Genomic DNA, 19,594 nt, shown 5'->3' on the forward strand with positions numbered 1-19,594 from the left:
TCAACCCCCGCCCAGGAGACGAGGGTTGACAGTGCCGGAGAGATCAGGAACGGAGCACTCGGGTGGATACACCGGGAGGCAGACCCCGGTCACTCCTCCCCGGTCACTCCTCCCCGGCCAGCTTCAGGGCGCGCAGCTTCTGCCCCGCGTACCAGGTCGCCACCACGGTGACCGCCACCAGCAGGACCGTTGCAACCGGCAGCCCGACGTCGGAGGTGATCGTGCCCGCCCCGCCGACCTTCTCGGCCACCGCGAGGGACCACTGCTGCACGCTGAGCGTGCGTGCCCCCGGCACCAGGGTGCCGAACAAGGCCTCCCACACCAGCGCGTAGACGAGACCGAAGACGACCGCGTGCCGGCTGACGGTGCCCAGCAGGAGGAACAGCGAGCTGTACGCGATCGAGGCGACCAGTGCCGCGATGGTGTACGCCACCGCGATCTGCTGGCCGTTGCCGTTGAGGATCAGCCCCGCGATGAGCGTGGGCAGCGCGGAGAAGACCATCGTGACGGCGATGGCCACGACCAGCTTGGTGAAGATGATCGTCGGCCGCTTCACCGGCTTGGCCAGCAGATAGACGATCGATCCGTCGTCGATCTCAGGACCGATGGCCCCGGTTCCGGCGATCACGCCGATCAGCGGCACCATCGTGGCGATGGCGAAGCCGCCCAGCACATCCGAGGCGACCTGGTCATCGGCTCCGGCGAACGTCCGCACCGCCACAGCGATGATCAACAGCAGTGCCGGCAGGACGAAGAGGATGGCGGCCCGGCGCCGGCCGAGCAGGGCCCGGTAGGTGAGCCGGGCGACTGTGGGGTCGTACATGACGCTTCACAGCTCCTTTCAGGCCACTACTCAGGCCGCTACGAGATAGGAAAAGACCGATTCGAGGGACTCGTCGGACGGCGAAACGGTCAGAAGACGAATTCCGTGCTCACGTGCGACCTTCGGCAGCAGCTCGGTGAAGCGTCCGAAGTCCACCGCCTGGATGCGCAGGGCCCGTTCGCCGAGGTCCACCTCGATACCGGCCGTCGACGGGTCGGCGATGAGCGCGGCAGCGAGGGTGCGGTCGTCACTGGACCGTACGAGATAGCGGTGCGGGCGGTCCGTCATCAGCCGGCGGATCTCCCGGAAGTCACCGGACGCCGCGTGCCGCCCCGCCACGATCACCTCGATGTGCGAGGCGAGCTGTTCCACCTCTTCGAGGATGTGGGAGGAGAAGAGCACGGTGCGACCCTCGGCCCCCATCTGTCGCAGCAGTTCCATCAGCTGCAACCGCTGGCGCGGGTCCATCCCGTTGAACGGCTCGTCGAGCAGCAGCACCGACGGTTCGTGGACCAGGGCGGATGCCATCTTCACGCGCTGGCGCATGCCCTTGCTGTACGTCGAGATCTTGCGGTCCTGCGCGTACTCCATCTCGACCGTGGCCAGCGCCTTCCGCGCCTCCGCATCGCCGAGCCCCTGCAACTCGGCATTGGCGACGACGAATTCGCGGCCGGTCAGGAAGTCGTACATCCCTTCCCGCTCCGGCACGATCCCGATCTCCTGGTACACCGCTTCATTGCGCCAGATCGCCTGACCGTCGAGCGTGACGGTGCCCGTCGACGGTGCGAGGAAGCCGGCCATCATGTTGATCAGCGTGGACTTTCCCGCGCCGTTGGGTCCGAGCAGCCCGGTGACGCCCGGGCCCACCGTCATGCTCACGTCGTTGACGGCGACCACATTGCCGAACCAGCGCGAGGTGTGGTCGATCTCGATGGTGGTCACAGCCCGACCTTCCGGTAGCGGCGCATCAGTACGGCGTACGAGCCGGCGACGAGCGCGAGAACAACGATCAGATAGACCACGCCGGTCCCCGCTCCCGGGCCTTCCCCTCCGGGGAAGGCCGAACCGGCCCCGAGGAACGCGGTCTGCACGCCGTCGATCAGTGTGATGGGGGAGAAGAGCCCCAGCCACTCGATGGCCCCGGCGGAACCCGTCTGCCAGGCGATGGCCTGGACCGTGGAGACCGCACCGTAGGAGATGGTCAGCACGGCGATCACCGCGGCGACACCGAAGCCGCGGCGCGGAGTCAGTGCGGCCATCACCAGGCCGAGTCCCGCGAAGAGCACGGAGAGCAGCGCCACCGAGACCATCCCTTGTCCGAACCACTTGGTCTGCTCGACGAAGTCGAACTTCCCGAGCAACGCGCCCGCATAGAGGATGACGAGCGGCGCCCCGGTGAGGATGAAGAGCGCGGACGCCATGGCCGCCAGCTTCGCGACGACATAGTCGACCCGCTCGATCGGCCGTGAGAAATACAGCGGCATGCTCTTGAAGCGCAGGTCCCGGGAGACCGACTGCGGTGCCTGCGCGGCCAGGAAGAGGCCGATGACCGCCTGCAGGTAGATCGCGTACGACGTGTACTTGATCTGCAGGGCGGTGCTGCCCGGAATGGAGATGGATACGGCAACGATGATCGCCGCGATCATGCACATCACGCCGAAGAGCAGCATCGGCAGCACCTTGGACTTGGCGGAACGCCCCAGTCCGAAGGAGCCCCGCAGGGACTGCGAATAGAGCGAGCGCCGCGCGTAGCCGCGGCCCAGCCGCGCGCCGTCGTAGGGGCGGTATCCGATGTTGTGGATCCGGGAGGTCTCGCTCCCGCTCACGGCCCCGGTCTCAGTGCTCATCACCGACCGCTCCCCTTCTGCTGTACGGCCCCGGCGCCCGCGGACGCGGTCTGTGACACGGCTGCGGCCTGCGGTTCCCCTTCGGTGTGGAAGACCTCGGCGATGTGGTGGCGTCGCTGCTCCATCCGTACGAGACCGAGTCCGAGCCCGGCGACGCTGTCGCGCACGATGTCGTACGTCTCCTCGCCGGTCGCCTCGATCAGCAGGATGTGGCCCGCACCGGGCAGCCCCTGGCCGTCGAGGCCGTCGAGGCCCACGAGCCCGACTCCGGCGCCGGTGAGGGCCCGGCGCAGCGCGTCGGTGCCGTCCGGGTGGGTGTCGCTGTCGGTGACCTCGACTGCGAGGGTCGTGGTGGTCTGGGTGAAGTCGCTGGTGGAGCTGGAGCGCAGGAGCGTGCCGCCGTCGATGATGACGACATGGTCACAGGTGCGTTCGAGCTCGCCCAGGAGGTGCGAGGTGACCAGGACCGAGATGCCGAAGTCCGCGTACACGCGGCGGATCAGTCCGAGCATCTCGTCGCGGCCGACCGGGTCCAGACCGTTGGTCGGCTCGTCGAGCAGAACCAGCTGCGGGTCGTGGACCAGCGCCTGGGCCAGCTTCACGCGCTGTTTCATGCCGGTCGAGTAGCCGCCGATGGGGCGGTAGCGCTCTTCGTAGAGACCGACGTGGCGCAGTGTGTCCGCCGTGCGCTCACGGGCGGCCGTCGGTGGCAGCCCGGACATCCGCGCCATGTGGACGACGAATTCGGTGGCCGAGACGTCGGGTGGCAGGCAGTCGTGCTCGGGCATGTAGCCGACCCGTTCCCGGATGGCGGCGCCACTGGTGGCGACGTCGAGCCCAAGCACCTCGGCCCGGCCTTCGGTGGCGGGGGACAGACCCAGCAGGATCTTGATCAATGTGGACTTGCCGGCCCCGTTGGAACCCACCAGGCCGGTCACACCGGGCCCGATGTCCAAGGAGAGCCGGTCAAGCGCGGTCACCCGGGGGAACCGCTTGCTCAGGCTTTCTGTCGCGATCACAGTCACGTCTTCGAAGATAGTGGCGCGGGCCACAGCGGACGTCAGTCCAGGCGGCTGGATCCGCATCAGACTCCAGACGTAGGGACCCGTAGGGGGGCCACCACAGGGGATGAGTTCTGGAGCCGGAGACCGGGCGCCCCGGAGTTGTCCACAGGTCTCCGCACACCTCTTGACGCAGCCGCCGGACATTGTCACATTCACCAGTGTCACGTTACGGACACGTACCGCACACGGCAGGGAACGGACGGTGGCATGGCTTCGGCAGTGAAGGACGAACGGGCCCCGGAACTGCGGGGGTTCAGAGAGGTGCAGCGTCTCGCGTACGACTGCGCGGAGGCGGTCGCCGCCCGGCTCAGGCCGGGGGTGACCGAGCGCGAGGCGGCCCGGATGCAGCGCGTCTGGCTGCGCGAGCGCGGGGTGCGGGACTGGTTCCACCTCCCCTTCGCCTGGTTCGGGGACCGCACGGCCTTCGCCGGCTTCAAGGTGCCCCTGCAGTTCTTCCCGACCAGCCGGAAGCTGGAGCCGGGGATGCCGTTCATCCTCGACATGGCCCCGGTGTACAAGGGCTTCACGGCGGACATCGGCTACTCCGGCTGCCTCGGGCTCAGCCCTCTGCACAACAAGCTCCTGGCCGATCTGGAGATCCACCGCGAGCTGATCCTGCGCGAGGTGCGGGAGCGGCGTTCACTGCGCGAGATCTACGAGGACGTCGAACGCCTGATGATCAAGCAGGGGTACGCCAACAGGCATCGTGCCTATCCCTTCGGCGTCATCGCCCACAAGGTCGACCGCGTCACCGAGCGCCGCTGGTCGCCGCAGGTGTTCGGCTTCGGAACCCAGTCGCTCAAGGGCCTCCTGAGCGACGCGGTGCACGGACACCGGGACGGCTGGTCGCCGCTGTGGAGCCCCTACCGCTTCTCCGACCACCCGCCGCAGCCCGGGCTGTGGGCGGTCGAACCCCACCTCGGATTCCGGGGTACGGGCGCCAAGTTCGAGGAGATCCTGGTGGTCACCGACTCCAAGGACCCCGAGCAGAGCGCCTTCTGGCTGGACGACGATCTGCCGCATGTGCGGCACTGGGCCGAGGAGAGGGTGGCGGCATGAGTCCGCAGAATCTGCCGGAGGTGCGCGAGCGCCGGGTTCGCACGGGCGGAATCGAGCTGTGCGTAGCCGAGCTGGGCGACGAGGCACGGCCGACGATCGTCCTCGTCCACGGCTACCCGGACAGCAAGGAAGTCTGGACGGACGTGGCGAGGCAGCTGGCCGATCAGTGGCACGTCGCGCTGTACGACGTGCGCGGACACGGCCGGTCCACAGCACCGAAGCCGCTGCGCGGCGGCTTCACCCTGGAGAAGCTCACCGATGACTTCCTGGCCGTCGCCGACGCGGTGAGCCCGGACCGGCCGGTGCATCTGGTGGGGCACGACTGGGGGTCGGTCCAGTCCTGGGAGTTCGTCACGGTCAAGCGGACCGAGGGCCGGATCGCCTCGTTCACCTCGATGTCCGGGCCGTCCCTGGACCACTTCGGGCACTGGATCAAGCAGCGGATGGCCCGGCCCACCCCGCGCCGGGTCGGCCAGTTGCTGGGCCAGGGAGCCAAGTCCTGGTACGTCTACCTGCTGCATACGCCGGTGCTGCCCGAGCTCGCCTGGCGCGGCCCGCTCGGCAGACGGTGGCCGAGGATCCTGGAGCGGCTGGAGAAGGTGCCCGCGGGCGACTACCCGACGTCCTCCCTGCCCAGCGATGCGGCGCACGGCGCCTGGCTCTACCGCGACAACGTCCGGACCCGGCTGCGCAGGCCCCGTACCGACGCCTACGCGCACGTACCGGTCCAGCTGATCACACCGACCGGCGACATCTTCCTGTCGGAGAAGCTGTACGACCAACTGGAGCTTTGGGCACCGCAGTTGCTGCGCCGCTCGCTGCCGGGCAAGCACTGGGTGCCGCGCACCAGGCCGGACCGGCTCGCCTCCTGGATCAGCGAGTTCGTCGCCGCCAACGAGGAAGCGCGGGCGGGCGGCCGGCCGGTGCCGGACACCACGCCGACCGGGGCGTACGCGGACCGGTTCGGCGGACAGCTGGTCCTTGTGACGGGCGCGGCCGGCGGCATCGGCCGGGCCACCGCGTTCGCCTTCGCCGAGGCGGGCGCCCGGGTGGTGGCCGTGGACCGGGACGCGGAGGGTGCCGCCAGGACGGCGGAGATGGCCCGGCTGATCGGCTCCCCGGCTGCCTGGGGCGAAGCGGTCGACGTCAGCGACGAGCAGGCGATGGAGAAGCTCGCCGAGAAGGTCGCCGCCGAGTACGGCATCATCGATGTCCTGGTCAACAACGCCGGGATCGGCCTGTCCGGCTCCTTCCTGGACACGACGAGCGAGGACTGGAAGAACGTCCTCGACGTCAATCTGTGGGGGGTCATCCACGGCTGCCGGATCTTCGGCGGGCAGATGGCCGAACGCGGCCAGGGCGGCCACATCGTCAACACGGCTTCCGCCGCCGCCTACCAGCCCTCCAGGGCGCTGCCCGCGTACAGCACCTCCAAGGCGGCCGTGCTGATGCTCAGCGAGTGCCTGCGGGCCGAGCTCGCCGACCGGTCGATCGGGGTCAGCGCGATCTGCCCCGGCATCGTCAACACGAACATCACCGCGACGACGCACTTCGCCGGTGCCGACGCCGCGGAGGAGAAGCGGCTGCAGAAACGGACCAGCCGCTTGTACGGGCTCCGCAACTACCCGCCGGAAAGGGTCGCCGACGCGATCCTCAAGGCCGTGGTGCGCAACCAGGCCGTCGTGCCGGTGACTCCCGAGGCCCGCGGCGCCCGGTTCCTGTCGCGGTTCAGCCCCGGTGCGCTGCGCGGGATCGCCCGGCTGAAGCCGCCGCTGTGAGCGGCCTGGAGCAGCCGTCGGCGGCAGTCGGCCGGTCCGCCGCCGAGTACCGGATCGAGGACCTGGCGCATGCGAGTGGCGCCACGGTCCGTACGATCCGCGCCTACCAGGACCGCGGCCTGCTGCCGACTCCGGAACGGCGCGGCCGGGCCAACGTGTACCGCGACACCCACCTCGCCCGGCTCCGGCAGATCGCCGATCTGCTGGACCGCGGCTACACCCTGGCCAGCATCAAGGAGCTGCTGGAGGCCTGGGACACGGGCCGCGGTCTGGGTGGGGTGCTCGGGCTCGTCGCCGAGGTGCACGGCCCCTGGACGGACGAGCAGGCCGACCGGATCACCCGGGCCGAACTGAACGCCAGGTTCGGCGGCAGCCCGGACGACAAGGCGCTCGCCGAGGCGGTGGACCTCGGCGTACTCGAACGTATCCCGGGGCGGGAGGACGAGTTCCTGGTCCCCAGCCCACAAGAGCTCGCCGTAGCGGTCGAGTTGCACGCAGCCGGTGTTCCACTCCGCGCAATCTCCGGTCATCTGAGGGAACTTCGCGGCCAGGTCGAGCAGATAGCCTCACGGTTTCTGGAGTTCACCACCGAGCACGTCTTCGCGCGCTATCTGGATCACCGTCCGCCGACGGACTCGGACGCGGCGGACGCGGCCACCATGGTGCGCAGGCTGCGCCCGCTCGCCCAGCAGACGGTGGACGCCGAACTCGCCCGGGCGATGCGCGCGTTCGCCACCCGGCACCTGCGGCACCACCTGGACACGGACGCCCCGATCGGTTCGGCGGTCCCGATATCCGGAACGCGCGGAGTGGACCTGCCGATGGAGACGATCCGAGCCGTACAAGAGCTGGTTGGACCACAGAATGTCTCCGCCTTTGTCGCGGCTGCTGCGCAACGGGAGGTACAGACAAGGACATTGGACACTCTCACCTCATCTCGTCGCGGAGTAAGGCCACTTGATCAAATCGGCTGATTCTCCGGTGACTTGTCCACAGAATTACCAAGTAGCCTGTGGATAACTCGTGTTGGCTGTGGATCAAACCTGTGGACGGAAATTGCCACAGCAAATAAAATTGCTGTAGTGAATCGGGGTGAAATCCGGATGCATCCAGCAGACCGCCGAGGGCACTGTGCGGGTATGGACGAAAAGCGCACCGTCAAGGTGTCCAAGTACCTCTCGAAGCACCTGCGGCACCAGCCGGCACGGATCGGCATCACGCTCGACGCCCACGGATGGGTGCCGATCGACGAGCTGCTGCGCGCCACGGCCCGCAACAGCTTCCCCATCACCCAAAGTGAGCTCGATCACGTAGTGGCCGTCAACGACAAACAGCGCTTCGCCGTCGAGAGCGGCCGCATTCGTGCGAGCCAGGGCCACACCGTCCCGGTGGACCTCGCGCTCCCTCCGGCCGAGCCGCCCGCCTACCTCTACCACGGCACGGTGGGCAGCGCGCTGGACGCGATCCGCGGTGAGGGCCTGCGCCCCATGAACCGCACGCACGTCCACCTCTCGCCCGACCGCGAGACCGCAACCAGGGTCGGTGCCCGGCGCGGTCGCCCCGTTGTCCTGTCCGTGGACTCGGGCGCCATGCACCGCGCGGGCCACACCTTCTACGTCAGCGCCAACGGCGTCTGGCTCACCGCCGCCGTACCCCCCGTGTTCCTGCGCTTCCGCGGCTGATCCCCGACCGGCCGGCCGAGGCCCGGTGCGCCTCCATGGACGCGGGCCCGCCCATTTCGGCCCCGTATGGTCGTAGTCATGCGTCTGAGCACTGTCATTCTGCCGATCCACCGCTGGAGCGAGGGCCAGAAGCTCTGGCAGCGCGCCGAGGAGCTGGAGTTCCACGCCGCCTACACCTACGACCACCTGTCCTGGCGGACCTTCCGCGACGGCCCGTGGTTCGGCGCGGTACCGACACTCACCGCCGCTGCCGCCGCCACCCAGCGGCTGCGCCTGGGCACCCTTGTCACCTCAGGCAAGCCTTTTTCACCCATCACGGCGTGACCAGGGCGGATTCCTTCCTGGGCCGGGGCCGGGGCCGGGCACGGGCACCTGTGCCCATCCGCTCAGATGCCGATGAGCCGGACGCGGCCCCCACACAGCCGCGCCATGTCGTCGTTGTCGGATGTCAGTACGACCACCGGCCCGGCTGACGCAGTGCCACCTCGGCGACTGTCGCGTCGATCACGTACTTGCGGCCGTACAGGCCCGCGGCCTTGAGCCGCGAGGTCGGTGCACGGACGCAGGGTATCCGCTGCGAGCGATACCGGGGCCCCCGCGACCGAAGTGGCCGCAACCGAGGTGATCCGGTTTGGGTTGGGACACACGCGACCATCATGCTGGGGCCATTCGAGCGGCCTCGGACGGGTGGGAGACAAAGAAATGCGACGAGACACGGGGGCGGCCCCATCCGATCTCCAGCTGAAGATCGTGCTGCACGGCACCCAGCCGCCTCTGTGGCGGCGCCTCGTACTGCCGTCCGATACCTCTCTTCGCACCCTGCACGACGCCATCCAGGCCGCCTTCGGTTGGCAGGGTGGCCATCTGCACCTCTTCACCGACGAGTCCGGCCGGGTGTACGGCGACGCGGCCCGGCTCACCGACATCGATCTCGGCTTCGGCCCCGGCAGCAGCGCCCAGCACGCCACCGCGCTCGGTGGTGTTCTGTCCGAGGACGGGGCGCGGCTGCGCTATGTCTACGACTTCGGCGATGACTGGGAGCACCGGATCACGCTGGAGAAGACACTGCCGCGACCGGTCGGCGCGGAGCGAGCGGTGCGCTGCATCGGCGGCCGTCGTGCCGACATACCGGCCGAGGACATCGGCGGGGTGTGGGGCCTGGGCGAGGTACTGGCAAACCTCGAAGTACCCGACAGGGCGGGAGACGGCCCGTACGACGAGCTGGTCGCCGAGCTGCGGTCGGCCGGCTACGACCCGGCGGCCTTCCCCCGTAGCGGGATCGCTGAGCGGCTGGCCCATGTGACGCCGGACACGGTGCCCGGCACGGCGAAGCCGCCGGCCAGTACCCGGGCCGGGCGCGGCGGTGGGGGACAGCCGGCTGCCGGGGACACGGCATCGTGCGCCTGCGGGCGCTGCCGAGGGTCGGGCGGCCCGGTCGACGCCGGAGTCGACGGACCGGTCGCGAGTACGCCCGTGCTGCGCCCGGTGGCCCTGGCTCCGCGGGAGGACCTTGCGGCGGCTGTGCGGGATGTACCGCTCTTCGACTCGGCGCTGCGGCTCACCGCCTGGTGTCGCGAGGGACGGCAGGTCACCGCGAGCCGGGTGCTGCGGCCCGCGCTCGCCCGTGAGGCCGTCGAGGAGCTCCGGCTATGGGAGTTCACCGACGAGGACTCGCCATACGCCGAGGCCGCCGCCCGGGCCCGTGCGTTGAAGGCGCTGCGCAGCGCCAAGGACGTGGACGTTCTCGATGAGCCGTGGAGTTTCGCCGTGAACCGCGGGCTGATCACGATCAGCGGGGGCCGCGCCTGGGGCGGCGAGACGGCCGACTTCGCCGGTGAGAATCTTCTGGAGCTCTGGTCCGTCACCCTGGGCGACCTGCTGGAGGAGATCGGCGAGACGGGGGTACTGGACGAATCGCTCGGCGAGCTGGGCGAGCTGTCGGCCGAGATCGCCGACGCGCTGATCGGGCAGCTGTACGACGCGCTGGACGGCGCGTGGGTGGAGATCGACGACCTGCGGGCGAAAGCCCGAGAGGCGGGTACTGAAGGTCCCGAGCTCGATTTCCTCCTGGCTTTGATCGCGACGGCGTTCCGGAACCTGGCGGCAGAACTCGCCTACCTGGGCGCGGTGGAGTTCGTGCCCGGTGACCATGATGTCGCGACCGAGGATGTCCTGGCCACGCCCCTGAACGCCGTCAGCGGGCGCGGACCCGCCGGTTCGGGCGCCTGGTTGAACGCGTTGGGCCGGCCGTGGGACCACGAGAACGGGGACCGCATGCGGCTGACCCCGCTCGGCCGCCACGGACTGCGCGCCTACCTGATGGAATGCGGTGCGCTCGCACCGCTGCTCGGCGAGTACGCCGAAGCCGACGCCGACACCCTTCTCCAGGGCCTTCTGGGCTACTCCCCCGAGGAGACGCGCCAAGAGGTCGAAGGGTGGCTGAAGCACCGTTCCGGGGCCGACGCCGCGGTTGGACTGCTCGACGCCTGTGCGGGCGACGGCCCCGACATCGCGGCCAGACGCGCCGTGGTCCAGCCGGTGCTGGCCGTACTCGACGACTCGCGAGCACTGCGCGTGCTGCGCAAGGCGGCGGACTCCGATGTCGAGGGATGCCGCCAGGTGGCCGCCGCGGCCCTGGGCGCACGCCCTGAGGCGGACGCGTACGCGGATACGGTGCGCGCGGAGCAGGCCCGGTTGTGGCTGTTCATCGACGGTCTCTCGCTCTTCGTCGGTGCCCAGGAGGACGAGGAGCTGCTCCTGGGCTTCCAGGAGAACCCGAACGTGGCACCAGAGGTGCTCGAACAGCGGGTGGACGAGCTGTGGCGAGTGGAGCACCCGGCCACCGCCCAGGTGCTTGCCGAGCTGGGCGAGAGCCTGCGCGACGTCGACAAGCGGCTGGCCAAACGCATCCGCACCGCAGCGAACAAGGCGCGCTCCCGCCGGTGACGGCGGGGCGGCGGAACTCGCCGGGCACGACGGGTACGTGGTGACGAGCGAGGCACGGTGCGGCTCGCTCACAGAAGGATGGAGTTGAGGAAGGTGGCACGAGTCGTCGTACGGGAGCCGGGCACGGGCCGGAGGAGTGTGCTGCCGCCGACGGCACCGGAGTCGGCCTCCTGGGCACGGGGCCTGCTCGACAACGGCTGGGCGGCGGTGTTCCTGCCCGGCGAGCCCGCCCGCCTCGGCCGGCTGCTGCTGTGGCAGCCCGCCGGGGCGGCCACCGCCGAGGGCGCGGCACCCACCGGCGTCGAGACCGGCACGGCGGAACTGGTGCTGCCGCACGGCCGCTCGGTCAGGCGGCGCAAGGTGACGGGCCACGCGCTGCCCGCCGCCCTCGCCATCGCCGCCCTGACCGGGGCGCGGCCACCGCATCCGTCCGCCGCCGCCTGGCAGGCCGCCGCCCGCCTCGCGCTCCGGCTGCTCGCCGACGGCCGCCTCTACCCCGCCCTCACCCCCGCCGGCTACGACACCTGGCAGGCGGGGCCTTTCACCGCCGCCCAGCGTCAGACCCTGGACGCCCTCGCCGCCGCGTTTCCGCCCCACGCCCACTGTCTGCCCGAGCCCGGCCCCCCTCCGGTGCGGATCGCCGAACCCGCCGCGCTGGTACGCCAGTTCTGCGACGCGGTCGCCGACGACCTGGTCCGCACCCCGGCCGCGCCGCTCGCCATGGGGGCGCTGCCGTACGCCTGGCGCGAGACGCGTGCCGTACCCGCCCTGCGCGAGTGGGCCGAGGAGACCACCGTCGCGTTCACCGCCGATGTCGGCGTCTCCTTGCGCGTCGACCCACCGGAGGGACGGCGCCGAGCTTTCCGGGCCGTGCCGCAGCTGCACACCGCGGCGGATCCGGGGCTCGTCGTCGAGACCGCCCGGCTGTGGAGCGAGCCGGGCGAGGTGGAACGGCTGCTCGGCCCGCGCGCCGAGACCGAGACGCTGCTGGCGCTGCGCCGCGGCGCCCGCGCCTGGCCTCCGCTTCAGCGGCTGCTGAAGGACGCCGCTCCCGACGAACTCCGTCTGTCCGACGACGAGGCCCTCGACCTGCTGGGCGACGCCACCGACACACTGCGTTCGGCCGGCATCGACGTGCACTGGCCGCGCGAGCTGGTCAAGGCACTCACCGCGACCGCGGAGATCGGGCAGCGCACCGCCCCCGGCTCCAGTGCGGGCGGGCTCCTCGACGCCGACGCACTCCTCGACTTCCACTGGCAGATCTCGCTCGGCGGCGAGCCGCTCACCGAGGCCGAGATGGACGCCCTCGCCGAGACGCGCCGCCCTCTGGTCCGGCTGCGTGACCAGTGGGTGGTCGCCGATCCGAAGCTGGTGGCCCGCGCCAGGCGCCGCCGGATGGAACCGCTCACGCCCATGGAGGCGCTGAGCGCCACGCTGACCGGCGAGGTGGAAAGGGACGGCGAGCAGATCCCCTGTGAGGCGGTCGGCGCGCTCGGCGACCTCGTCGCCCGTATCCGCGATCCCGAGTCACGTACTCCCGCCCCGCAGCCCGCCGCGCTCAAGGCCATGTTGCGCGACTACCAGAAGCGGGGCCTCGCCTGGCTGGCGGAGATGTGTGGACTCGGCCTCGGCGGCTGCCTCGCCGACGACATGGGCCTGGGCAAGACCATCACCCTGCTCGCCCTGCACCTGCACCGCCAGACCGACCCCGCCACCGCCGGCCCCACCCTCGTCGTCTGCCCGGCCTCCTTGCTCGGCAACTGGGAGCGCGAGGCGGCCCGGTTCGCGCCGTCCACTCCCGTGCGCCGCTACCACGGCGGCGAGCGCCATCTCGACGACCTGGCCGGCGACGAGATCGTCCTGGTCACCTACGGGGTGCTGCGCCGCGACCGCGAAGCCCTCGCCGGGACCGACTGGTCGCTGATCGCCGCGGACGAGGCGCAGCACGTCAAGAACCCCTACGCCGTCACCGCCCGCGAGCTGCGCGCCCTGCCCGCCCGCGCCCGCGTCGCCCTCACCGGCACGCCCGTGGAGAACAACCTCTCCGAGCTGTGGGCGCTCCTCGACTGGACCACTCCGGGGCTCCTCGGCCCCCTCGCGGCCTTCCGAGACCGGCACGCCCGCGCCATCGAGTCGGGCGAGGAACCCGAGGCCGCCGAACGCCTGTCCCGTCTCGTGCGCCCTTTCCTGCTGCGCCGCAGGAAGTCCGACCCGGGAATCGCGCCCGAGCTGCCGGCCAAGACCGAGACCGAGCGGGTCGTGGCGCTGACGGCCGAACAGGCGGGCCTCTACGAGGCGGTGGTCCGCGAGACCATGGTGAAGATCGCGGAATCCGAGGGCATCGCCCGCCGCGGTCTGGTGCTCAAGCTGCTGACCGGGCTGAAACAGATCTGCAACCACCCCGCCCAGTACCTGCGCCAGTCCACGCCGCTCGGCGGCCGTTCCGGCAAGCTCGACCTGCTCGACGAGCTGCTCGGCACCATCACCGCCGAGGGCGAGTCGGTGCTGGTCTTCACCCAGTACAAACAGATGGCGACCCTCCTGGAGAAACATCTCGCCGAACGCGGCACCCCCACCCTCTTCCTGCACGGCGGCACCCCCGTCGCGCGGCGCGAGGAGATGGTGGAGCGCTTCCAGCGCGGTGATGTACCGGTGTTCCTGCTGTCGCTGAAGGCGGCGGGCACGGGACTCAACCTCACCCGCGCCACCCACGTCGTGCACTACGACCGCTGGTGGAACCCTGCGGTCGAGGACCAGGCCACCGACCGCGCCTACCGCATCGGCCAGGACAGGCCCGTCCAGGTGCACAAGCTCATCGCGGAGGGCACCGTGGAGGACAAGGTGGCGCAGCTGCTGGAGTCCAAGCGCGCGCTCGCCGACGCCGTCGTCGGCTCCGGCGAGGCCGCCCTGACCGAACTGTCAGACGCCGACCTCGCCGAACTCGTCGCCCTGGGAAGGCAGTCATGACCCGCTCGCTCCCCGGCCAGCGCCGCGCACCCGCCCGCGGCAAGCGCGCCTTCGCCACGACCTGGTGGGGCCAGGCGTGGGTGACGGCCCTGGAGGACTCCACCCTGGACGCCGGACGCCTGTCCCGCGGACGTACCTACGCCCGTCAGGGCAAGGTCGGCCCAGCCGATGTCGCCCCGGGCCGGATCAAGGCCGCCGTCCAGGGCAGTCGGCCGAGCCCGTACCGCTCCTCGGTCCGTCTGCCCGTCCTCACCGACGCCCAGTGGGACACCCTGCTCGACACCGTCGCGGCCCGTGCCGGGCATCTGGCGGCGCTCCTCGACGGCGAGATGCCCGCCGAACTCGTCGACGACGCCCGCCAGGCGGGCGTCCCCCTTCTCCCTCAGCCCACCGAACTCGATCCGGACTGCTCCTGCCCCGACTGGGGATACCCCTGCAAACACGCCGCCGCACTCTGCTACGCCATCGCCGCCGTCATCGACGCCGACCCGTTCGTGCTCTTCGCGCTGCGCGGCCGAGGCCGCGAGGAGGTCCTCGCCCAGCTGCGCACACGCCGTACGGTGCCCCGGCAGGCAGCGAGCCCGCCAGCCCCGACCGGCGTCCCGGCCTCCGCCGCGTACACCGACTGGGCCGAACATGCCCCCGGGCTGCCAGAACTCCCCGCACCGGCCGCCCACACCGCAACCCTGCCCGTAGCCCCACCACCCGGCAGCGGCCTCACCTCCACGGACCTGGAGCACCTCGTAGCCGACACTGCCTCACGCGCCGTACGGCTCCTCGCGGGTGACACCGCCGACCTGCACCTGACCCAGCACCAGGACGCGGTACGGATCGCCGCGTGCCGCCCCGGCCCCGAGTGGTTCCACCGTCTGATCGAGAACACCGGCACCAGACCGACCGAGTTCGCCCGCCTCACCCGCGCCTGGCGCCACGGCGGCACGACGGGCCTCACCGTCGCCGAACAACCCCACACCCCAGCCCCGGCGATGATGTCGGCCGCCCGCGCCACTCTGACCACAGCCCTCACCGAGATGACCACCACACCCGGCCCTCTCCGGACCTGGCGCAACCGCCTCACCCTCACCGACCACGGCATCCAGCTGCGCCTGGGCCCCGACACCTGCTGGTACCCCTACCTCCAGGATGACGACGGCGAATGGTGGCCCGCGGCACCGGCCGATACCGACCCGGTCACAGCGCTCACCGCGGTCTGGCAGCAGACCGAGACGTGACACGAACGACAGGCCCGTGGTCGGTGGGGCACAAGTCCACGTCAGTCGCGCCTCGTTCATGCATCATGCACTGACCTGCGAAACCGATCGGCACCCTGCTCTTGCGGACTCCGGTGACCGGCTTCGGGACAGTGCTGCGGTCAGAGGCAGATGAGCCGGACCTTGCTGCCGCACAACCGGGACAGGTCGGACGTGAGGATGGCGGCCCTCGGCCGCCGCGTAGGCTCTGCCCATGCGTCTGAGCACCGTAATCCTTCCGGTCTACCCCTGGGCCACGGGGAAGAAAGTGTGGCAGCGAGCCGAGAAACTCGACTTCCACGCCGCCTACACCTATGACCACCTGGCCTGGCGGACCTTCCGCGACGGACCATGGTTCGGCGCGGTACCGACCCTCACCGCCGCTGCCGCCGCCACCCAGCGGCTGCGCCTGGGCACCCTCGTCACCTCCCCGAACTTCCGCCACCCCGTCACGCTGGCCAAGGACCTCATCACGCTGGACGACGTCTCCCACGGACGCGTCACCCTCGGCATCGGCGCCGGCGGCAATGGATTCGACGCCACGACGCTGCGCCGGAGCGACGAGGAGGCGTGGACGCCGCGCGAACGAGCCGATCACTTCGACGAGTTCGTACCGCTGCTCGACCAGCTGCTGCGCGAGCCCTCGGTGACGTACGAGGGCCGTTTCTACGCGGCGAACGAGGCCCGGAACATCCCCGGTTGTGTGCAGCGGCCCCGGCTGCCCTTCGCGGTGGCCGCCACCGGGCCGCGCGGAATGAAGCTCGCCGCGCAGTATGGCCAGGCCTGGGTCACCACAGGCGACCCGAAGCTGTACGAAGCGGGCACCCCGGAGCAGTCCGTGGAGGCCATCCGCGGGCAGCTCAGCAAGCTGGGCACGGCCTGCGAGTCCATCGGCAGGGACGTCACCGAGCTGGACAAGATCCTCCTCACCGGTTTCACGCCGGACCGCCCACTGCGGTCCTTCGACGCTTTCGTGGACTTCGCCGGCACCCACTTCGAGCTGGGCTTCACCGAGATCGTCATTCACTGGCCGATCCCCGACTCCGACTTCGCCATGGACGAGAAGGTCTTCGAACGCATCGCCACCGAGGGCCTGGCCCAGCTCGGCCACTGACCCGGTGCCCGGCTCGGGTCGGTTCGGACCGGCACGGTCCACGCCGACCCGGGCCGGGTCCGGCTCGAAGTCGGCCGGGTCCGGCCCCGGGCAGGGTCCCGCACAGATGCCTGGCAGGCCCGGGACGAGAGCCGACCGCCCGGGGGCGACGGCCGACCCGCCCGGGACGACTGCCTGGGGCCCACGGCCACATGCCACAGGAATGTTCCCCGGTCAGCGGCGCACATCCTCATATGTGCGCCCCTCCGCACGACCGTGCACCGTCGTACGCGAGAATGGGCGCGTGACCTCAGCTACCGACTCGCCTTCGCCTCCCGCTCCCCGGCTGATCGCCACCGACCTGGACGGCACCCTGCTGCGCGACGACAAGACCGTCTCGGACCGTACGGTCGCCGTGCTCGCCGCCGCCGAGGAGGCCGGGATCGAGGTCTTCTTCGTCACCGGACGCCCGGCCCGCTGGATGGATGTCGTCAGCGACCATGTCCACGGCCACGGCCTGGCAATCTGCGCGAACGGTGCGGCGGTCGCCGATCTCCATGCGGACGGCAAGCTGGTCAAGGTCCGCCCGTTGGAACGCACCATCGCCCTCGACGTCGTGCACACCCTGCGCGCCGCCGCCCCCGGCACCTCCTTCGCCGTCGAGCTGGCCACGGGCATCCACTACGAACCGGCCTACCCGCCCTTCCACCTGGACCCGGGTGCCACCGTCGCCGTCGCCGAGAAACTGCTTCAGGAGGAGACGCCGGGCAGCGGCGCCCCCGTACTGAAGCTCCTCGCCCACCACGCCGAACTGACCCCGGACGACTTCCTCGCCCTGGCCCGTACGGCAGCCGGCGACCGGGCCTCCTTCACCCGGTCCAGCCCCACGGCCCTGCTGGAAATCAGCGGCCCGGGGGTCTCCAAGGCCAGCACCCTGGCACTCTGCTGCGCCGAGCGCGGCATCTCGCCCGCCGAGGTCGTCGCCTTCGGCGACATGCCCAACGACGTGGAGATGCTCAACTGGGCGGGCACGTCGTACGCGATGGGCAACGCCCACCCGGCCGCTCTCGCCGCCGCGTCCGGCCGGACCGCCACCAACAGCGACGACGGCGTCGCCGTCGTCATCGAGCGGATCCTCGCCGAGCGCCGGACGGCCGGCGCTCCGCGCTGAGCCCACCACTGAGACCCGGCCCCACCGACGCCTCTGCCGGGGGTCGGGCCGCTGAGAGGCCGGGTCAGTGGGGAGCCGGGCCCTGAATTCCCGGGCCCTGAGTTCCCCGCCGCCTCAGATCGGCGCTTCCCAGACCACCGTCGTGCCGCCCCCGTCCTCCCCGGTACCGGGCCCGAACCAGCTCGCGCCGCCGAGCGATTCCGCTCGGCGCGCCAGGTTCCGCAGCCCGCTGCGCCGACCGCCCTCCGGTATGCCCGCCCCGTCGTCGGCGACCGACAGCCTCACCGCGTCCCTCCCGTCGGGCAGTGCGACGGTCGCGTCGACGACCACGTCGATCGACGAGGCCTCGGCGTGCCGGAAGGCGTTGGAGAGTGCCTCCCGCAGCGCCGCGATCAGATTCTTTCCGGTCAGTTCGCCGACCAGCGAGTCGACCGGGCCGAGGAAGCGGTGCGAGGGCTTGAAGCCCAGCGGGACCGCCGCCATGTTGATCTCGCGCAGCACGCGGGTGCGCAGTCCGGACGGCGCCTCGGCCGGTTCCTGCTGGAGCGCGAAGATCGCGGTACGGATCTCCTGAATGGTCACGTCCAGTTCGTCGACCGCCCGGCCGACGCCTGTCTGCACCTCGGGCACGACCGACCGGCGCTGGGCGCTCTCCAGCATCATTCCGGTGGCGAACAGCCGCTGGATGACCAGGTCGTGCAGATCACGGGCGATCCGGTCACGGTCCTCGTACACCGCGAGCCGCTCCCGGTCCCGCTGTGCCTCGGCCATCATCAGCGCAAGTGCGGCCTGTGAGGCGAACTGGGTGGCGAGGGTGCGTTCCGTCTCGGTGAACGGCCGGCCGCCCCGGGCACGGGGGGTGGCGAGCGCACCCAGCACCCGACCGCCGCTGTGCAGGGGCAGCAGCATGCTGGGGCCGAAGTGGTGGGCCAGCTTGGTGACCACGCGGGGATCGGTGGCCGAGTCGTCGATGAAAACCGCCTCGCCGCCCAGCAGCTTCACCACCACCGGGCTGTCCGGCCCGATGATCACCCCCAGTGGGACGCAGGAGTCGTCCGCGGAGACGGCGACTGTCTCCAAGCCGCCCCCCTCGGCCGGCAGCAGCACGATCCCGGCGGCGGACGCGGCGAGATGGCGGGCCTGTTCGGCGACGACGGCGAGCGCGTCATCGGCGTCGCCGCCGGAGAGCAGGGCGGTGGTCACCGCCACCGACCCGTCGATCCACCGCTCGCGCTGGCGGGCCGCCTCGTACAGCCGGGCGTTGCCGATGGCGATCCCGGCCTCCGTGGCGAGCACCCGCAGCATGTGCAGGTCGTAGTCGTTGAACTCGCCCCCGTCGTCCTTCTCCGCCAGATAGAGATTGCCGAAGATCTCCCCCTGGACGCGGATCGGGACGCCGAGGAAGGTGCGCATCGGGGGATGGCCGGGCGGGAATCCGGCGAACCTGGGATCGGCCGTCAGATCGGCGAGCCTCACCGGGACAGGGTCGTGAATCAGTGCGCCGAGCAGTCCCCGGTGCCCGTCGGGGCGGCGGCCGATCTCGTGCGCCACCTCGTCCGGCACTCCGTAGGTGACGAAATCGGAGAGCCTCTCGCCCGCCTCGTCGACGACGCCGATGGCGGCGTAGCGGGAGTGGGCGAGTTCGGCCGCCGTCTCACAGATCCGGTCGAGGGTGGAATGCAGTTCGAGGCCCGTGCCGACGGAACGCATGGCTTCCAGCAGTTGCGGTACACGGGCGGTGAGTTCGGTGGACAGGCCCTGCAGGCTGCGGGTCGCCCGGGTCGCGGCTTCGATTGAGTCCTTGGGGTCCTGCTCTGACATACCCCGAGACTAGTTAGTCCCTATTGGGGAGGAAAGTCGGCTATCGTGCCATCTCGCTCACGCCCCTGCGCCGACGGCTGCCCCGGCACCCTG

Annotated in this window: 14 protein-coding genes and 2 pseudogenes; 10 read left to right on the plus strand and 6 right to left on the minus strand. The window is 70.7% G+C overall.

All coding sequences use genetic code 11. The features are described from left to right. Window positions 1–103: 103 nt before the first annotated feature. From ACF08M_RS26630 to ACF08M_RS26645, 4 genes are read right to left on the minus strand one after another with little or no spacing between them, the layout of a single operon-like run. Window positions 104–823 carry an ABC transporter permease gene (locus ACF08M_RS26630; protein WP_392187790.1) on the minus strand — a complete coding sequence of 240 codons (720 nt, stop codon included), beginning with the start codon at window positions 821–823 and terminating at the stop codon, window positions 104–106. Window positions 824–853: 30 nt separating this feature from the next. Further along, window positions 854–1,765: an ABC transporter ATP-binding protein gene (locus tag ACF08M_RS26635; protein WP_392187791.1), complete on the minus strand. Its 912-nt coding sequence runs from the start codon at window positions 1,763–1,765 to the stop codon at window positions 854–856. Then, on the minus strand, window positions 1,762–2,670 hold the full coding sequence (locus tag ACF08M_RS26640; RefSeq protein WP_392187792.1) for an ABC transporter permease: 909 nt from the start codon (window positions 2,668–2,670) through the stop codon (window positions 1,762–1,764). The genes ACF08M_RS26635 and ACF08M_RS26640 overlap by 4 nt, the downstream gene beginning before the upstream one ends. Further along, window positions 2,670–3,755, minus strand: coding sequence for an ABC transporter ATP-binding protein (locus tag ACF08M_RS26645; RefSeq protein WP_392187793.1), 1,086 nt, complete (start codon window positions 3,753–3,755; stop codon window positions 2,670–2,672). The genes ACF08M_RS26640 and ACF08M_RS26645 overlap by 1 nt, the downstream gene beginning before the upstream one ends. Before the next feature lie 186 nt (window positions 3,756–3,941). Between ACF08M_RS26645 and ACF08M_RS26650 the strand changes: the two genes are divergently transcribed. The 5 genes and pseudogenes from ACF08M_RS26650 to ACF08M_RS26670 form a co-directional block, all read left to right on the plus strand. Beyond that, entirely contained in the window at window positions 3,942–4,793 is an 852-nt protein-coding gene (locus ACF08M_RS26650) for a M24 family metallopeptidase (RefSeq protein ID WP_392187794.1), read from the plus strand. After that, window positions 4,790–6,571, plus strand: coding sequence for an SDR family oxidoreductase (locus tag ACF08M_RS26655; protein WP_392187795.1), 1,782 nt, complete (start codon window positions 4,790–4,792; stop codon window positions 6,569–6,571). Before ACF08M_RS26650 ends, ACF08M_RS26655 begins: the two co-directional genes overlap by 4 nt. Next, window positions 6,568–7,545 carry a MerR family transcriptional regulator gene (locus ACF08M_RS26660; RefSeq protein ID WP_392187796.1) on the plus strand — a complete coding sequence of 326 codons (978 nt, stop codon included), beginning with the start codon at window positions 6,568–6,570 and terminating at the stop codon, window positions 7,543–7,545. Before ACF08M_RS26655 ends, ACF08M_RS26660 begins: the two co-directional genes overlap by 4 nt. Window positions 7,546–7,710: 165 nt before the next feature. Continuing rightward, on the plus strand, window positions 7,711–8,253 hold the full coding sequence (locus ACF08M_RS26665) for an RNA 2'-phosphotransferase (RefSeq protein ID WP_392187797.1): 543 nt from the start codon (window positions 7,711–7,713) through the stop codon (window positions 8,251–8,253). A gap of 78 nt (window positions 8,254–8,331) precedes the next feature. Next, a pseudogene (locus tag ACF08M_RS26670) lies at window positions 8,332–8,571 on the plus strand (LLM class flavin-dependent oxidoreductase); the annotation flags it as partial. Window positions 8,572–8,639: 68 nt separating this feature from the next. Here ACF08M_RS26670 and ACF08M_RS26675 read toward each other — a convergent pair. Next, a pseudogene (locus tag ACF08M_RS26675) lies at window positions 8,640–8,794 on the minus strand (DNA-binding protein); the annotation flags it as partial. 161 nt (window positions 8,795–8,955) lie between these two features. Between ACF08M_RS26675 and ACF08M_RS26680 the strand changes: the two are divergent. The 5 genes from ACF08M_RS26680 (at window position 8,956) to ACF08M_RS26700 (ending at window position 17,680) form a co-directional block, all read left to right on the plus strand. Then, complete coding sequence (locus ACF08M_RS26680; protein WP_392187798.1) at window positions 8,956–11,199, plus strand: plasmid pRiA4b ORF-3 family protein; 2,244 nt, start codon at window positions 8,956–8,958, stop codon at window positions 11,197–11,199. Window positions 11,200–11,292: 93 nt separating this feature from the next. Further along, window positions 11,293–14,166, plus strand: coding sequence for a DEAD/DEAH box helicase (locus ACF08M_RS26685; protein ID WP_392187799.1), 2,874 nt, complete (start codon window positions 11,293–11,295; stop codon window positions 14,164–14,166). Further along, complete coding sequence (locus ACF08M_RS26690) at window positions 14,163–15,398, plus strand: SWIM zinc finger family protein (protein WP_392187800.1); 1,236 nt, start codon at window positions 14,163–14,165, stop codon at window positions 15,396–15,398. The genes ACF08M_RS26685 and ACF08M_RS26690 overlap by 4 nt, the downstream gene beginning before the upstream one ends. Window positions 15,399–15,630: 232 nt before the next feature. After that, complete coding sequence (locus ACF08M_RS26695; RefSeq protein ID WP_392187801.1) at window positions 15,631–16,530, plus strand: LLM class flavin-dependent oxidoreductase; 900 nt, start codon at window positions 15,631–15,633, stop codon at window positions 16,528–16,530. A 283-nt stretch (window positions 16,531–16,813) separates the two neighbouring features. Then, a complete protein-coding gene (locus tag ACF08M_RS26700) occupies window positions 16,814–17,680 on the plus strand; it encodes a Cof-type HAD-IIB family hydrolase (RefSeq protein WP_392187802.1) in 867 nt (288 codons plus the stop codon). 114 nt (window positions 17,681–17,794) lie between these two features. Here ACF08M_RS26700 and ACF08M_RS26705 read toward each other — a convergent pair whose 3' ends face one another. Then, window positions 17,795–19,501: a GAF domain-containing sensor histidine kinase gene (locus ACF08M_RS26705; protein ID WP_392187803.1), complete on the minus strand. Its 1,707-nt coding sequence runs from the start codon at window positions 19,499–19,501 to the stop codon at window positions 17,795–17,797. Between the last annotated feature and the right edge of the window lie 93 nt (window positions 19,502–19,594).

Source organism: Streptomyces sp. NPDC015032 (assembly GCF_043080425.1).
Taxonomy (GTDB): Bacteria; Actinomycetota; Actinomycetes; order Streptomycetales; family Streptomycetaceae; genus Streptomyces.

Excerpts from the sequence above, each read along its gene's own strand:
- ACF08M_RS26695 (WP_392187801.1), top strand. The coding sequence starts at position 15,631 with ATGCGTCTGAGCACCGTAATCCTTCCGGTCTACCCCTGGGCCACGGGG.
- ACF08M_RS26650 (WP_392187794.1), top strand. The coding sequence starts at position 3,942 with ATGGCTTCGGCAGTGAAGGACGAACGGGCCCCGGAACTGCGGGGGTTC.
- ACF08M_RS26640 (WP_392187792.1), bottom strand. The coding sequence starts at position 2,670 with ATGAGCACTGAGACCGGGGCCGTGAGCGGGAGCGAGACCTCCCGGATC.
- ACF08M_RS26665 (WP_392187797.1), top strand. The coding sequence starts at position 7,711 with ATGGACGAAAAGCGCACCGTCAAGGTGTCCAAGTACCTCTCGAAGCAC.
- ACF08M_RS26690 (WP_392187800.1), top strand. The coding sequence starts at position 14,163 with ATGACCCGCTCGCTCCCCGGCCAGCGCCGCGCACCCGCCCGCGGCAAG.
- ACF08M_RS26680 (WP_392187798.1), top strand. The coding sequence starts at position 8,956 with ATGCGACGAGACACGGGGGCGGCCCCATCCGATCTCCAGCTGAAGATC.
- ACF08M_RS26630 (WP_392187790.1), bottom strand. The coding sequence starts at position 823 with ATGTACGACCCCACAGTCGCCCGGCTCACCTACCGGGCCCTGCTCGGC.
- ACF08M_RS26705 (WP_392187803.1), bottom strand. The coding sequence starts at position 19,501 with ATGTCAGAGCAGGACCCCAAGGACTCAATCGAAGCCGCGACCCGGGCG.
- ACF08M_RS26655 (WP_392187795.1), top strand. The coding sequence starts at position 4,790 with ATGAGTCCGCAGAATCTGCCGGAGGTGCGCGAGCGCCGGGTTCGCACG.
- ACF08M_RS26645 (WP_392187793.1), bottom strand. The coding sequence starts at position 3,755 with ATGCGGATCCAGCCGCCTGGACTGACGTCCGCTGTGGCCCGCGCCACT.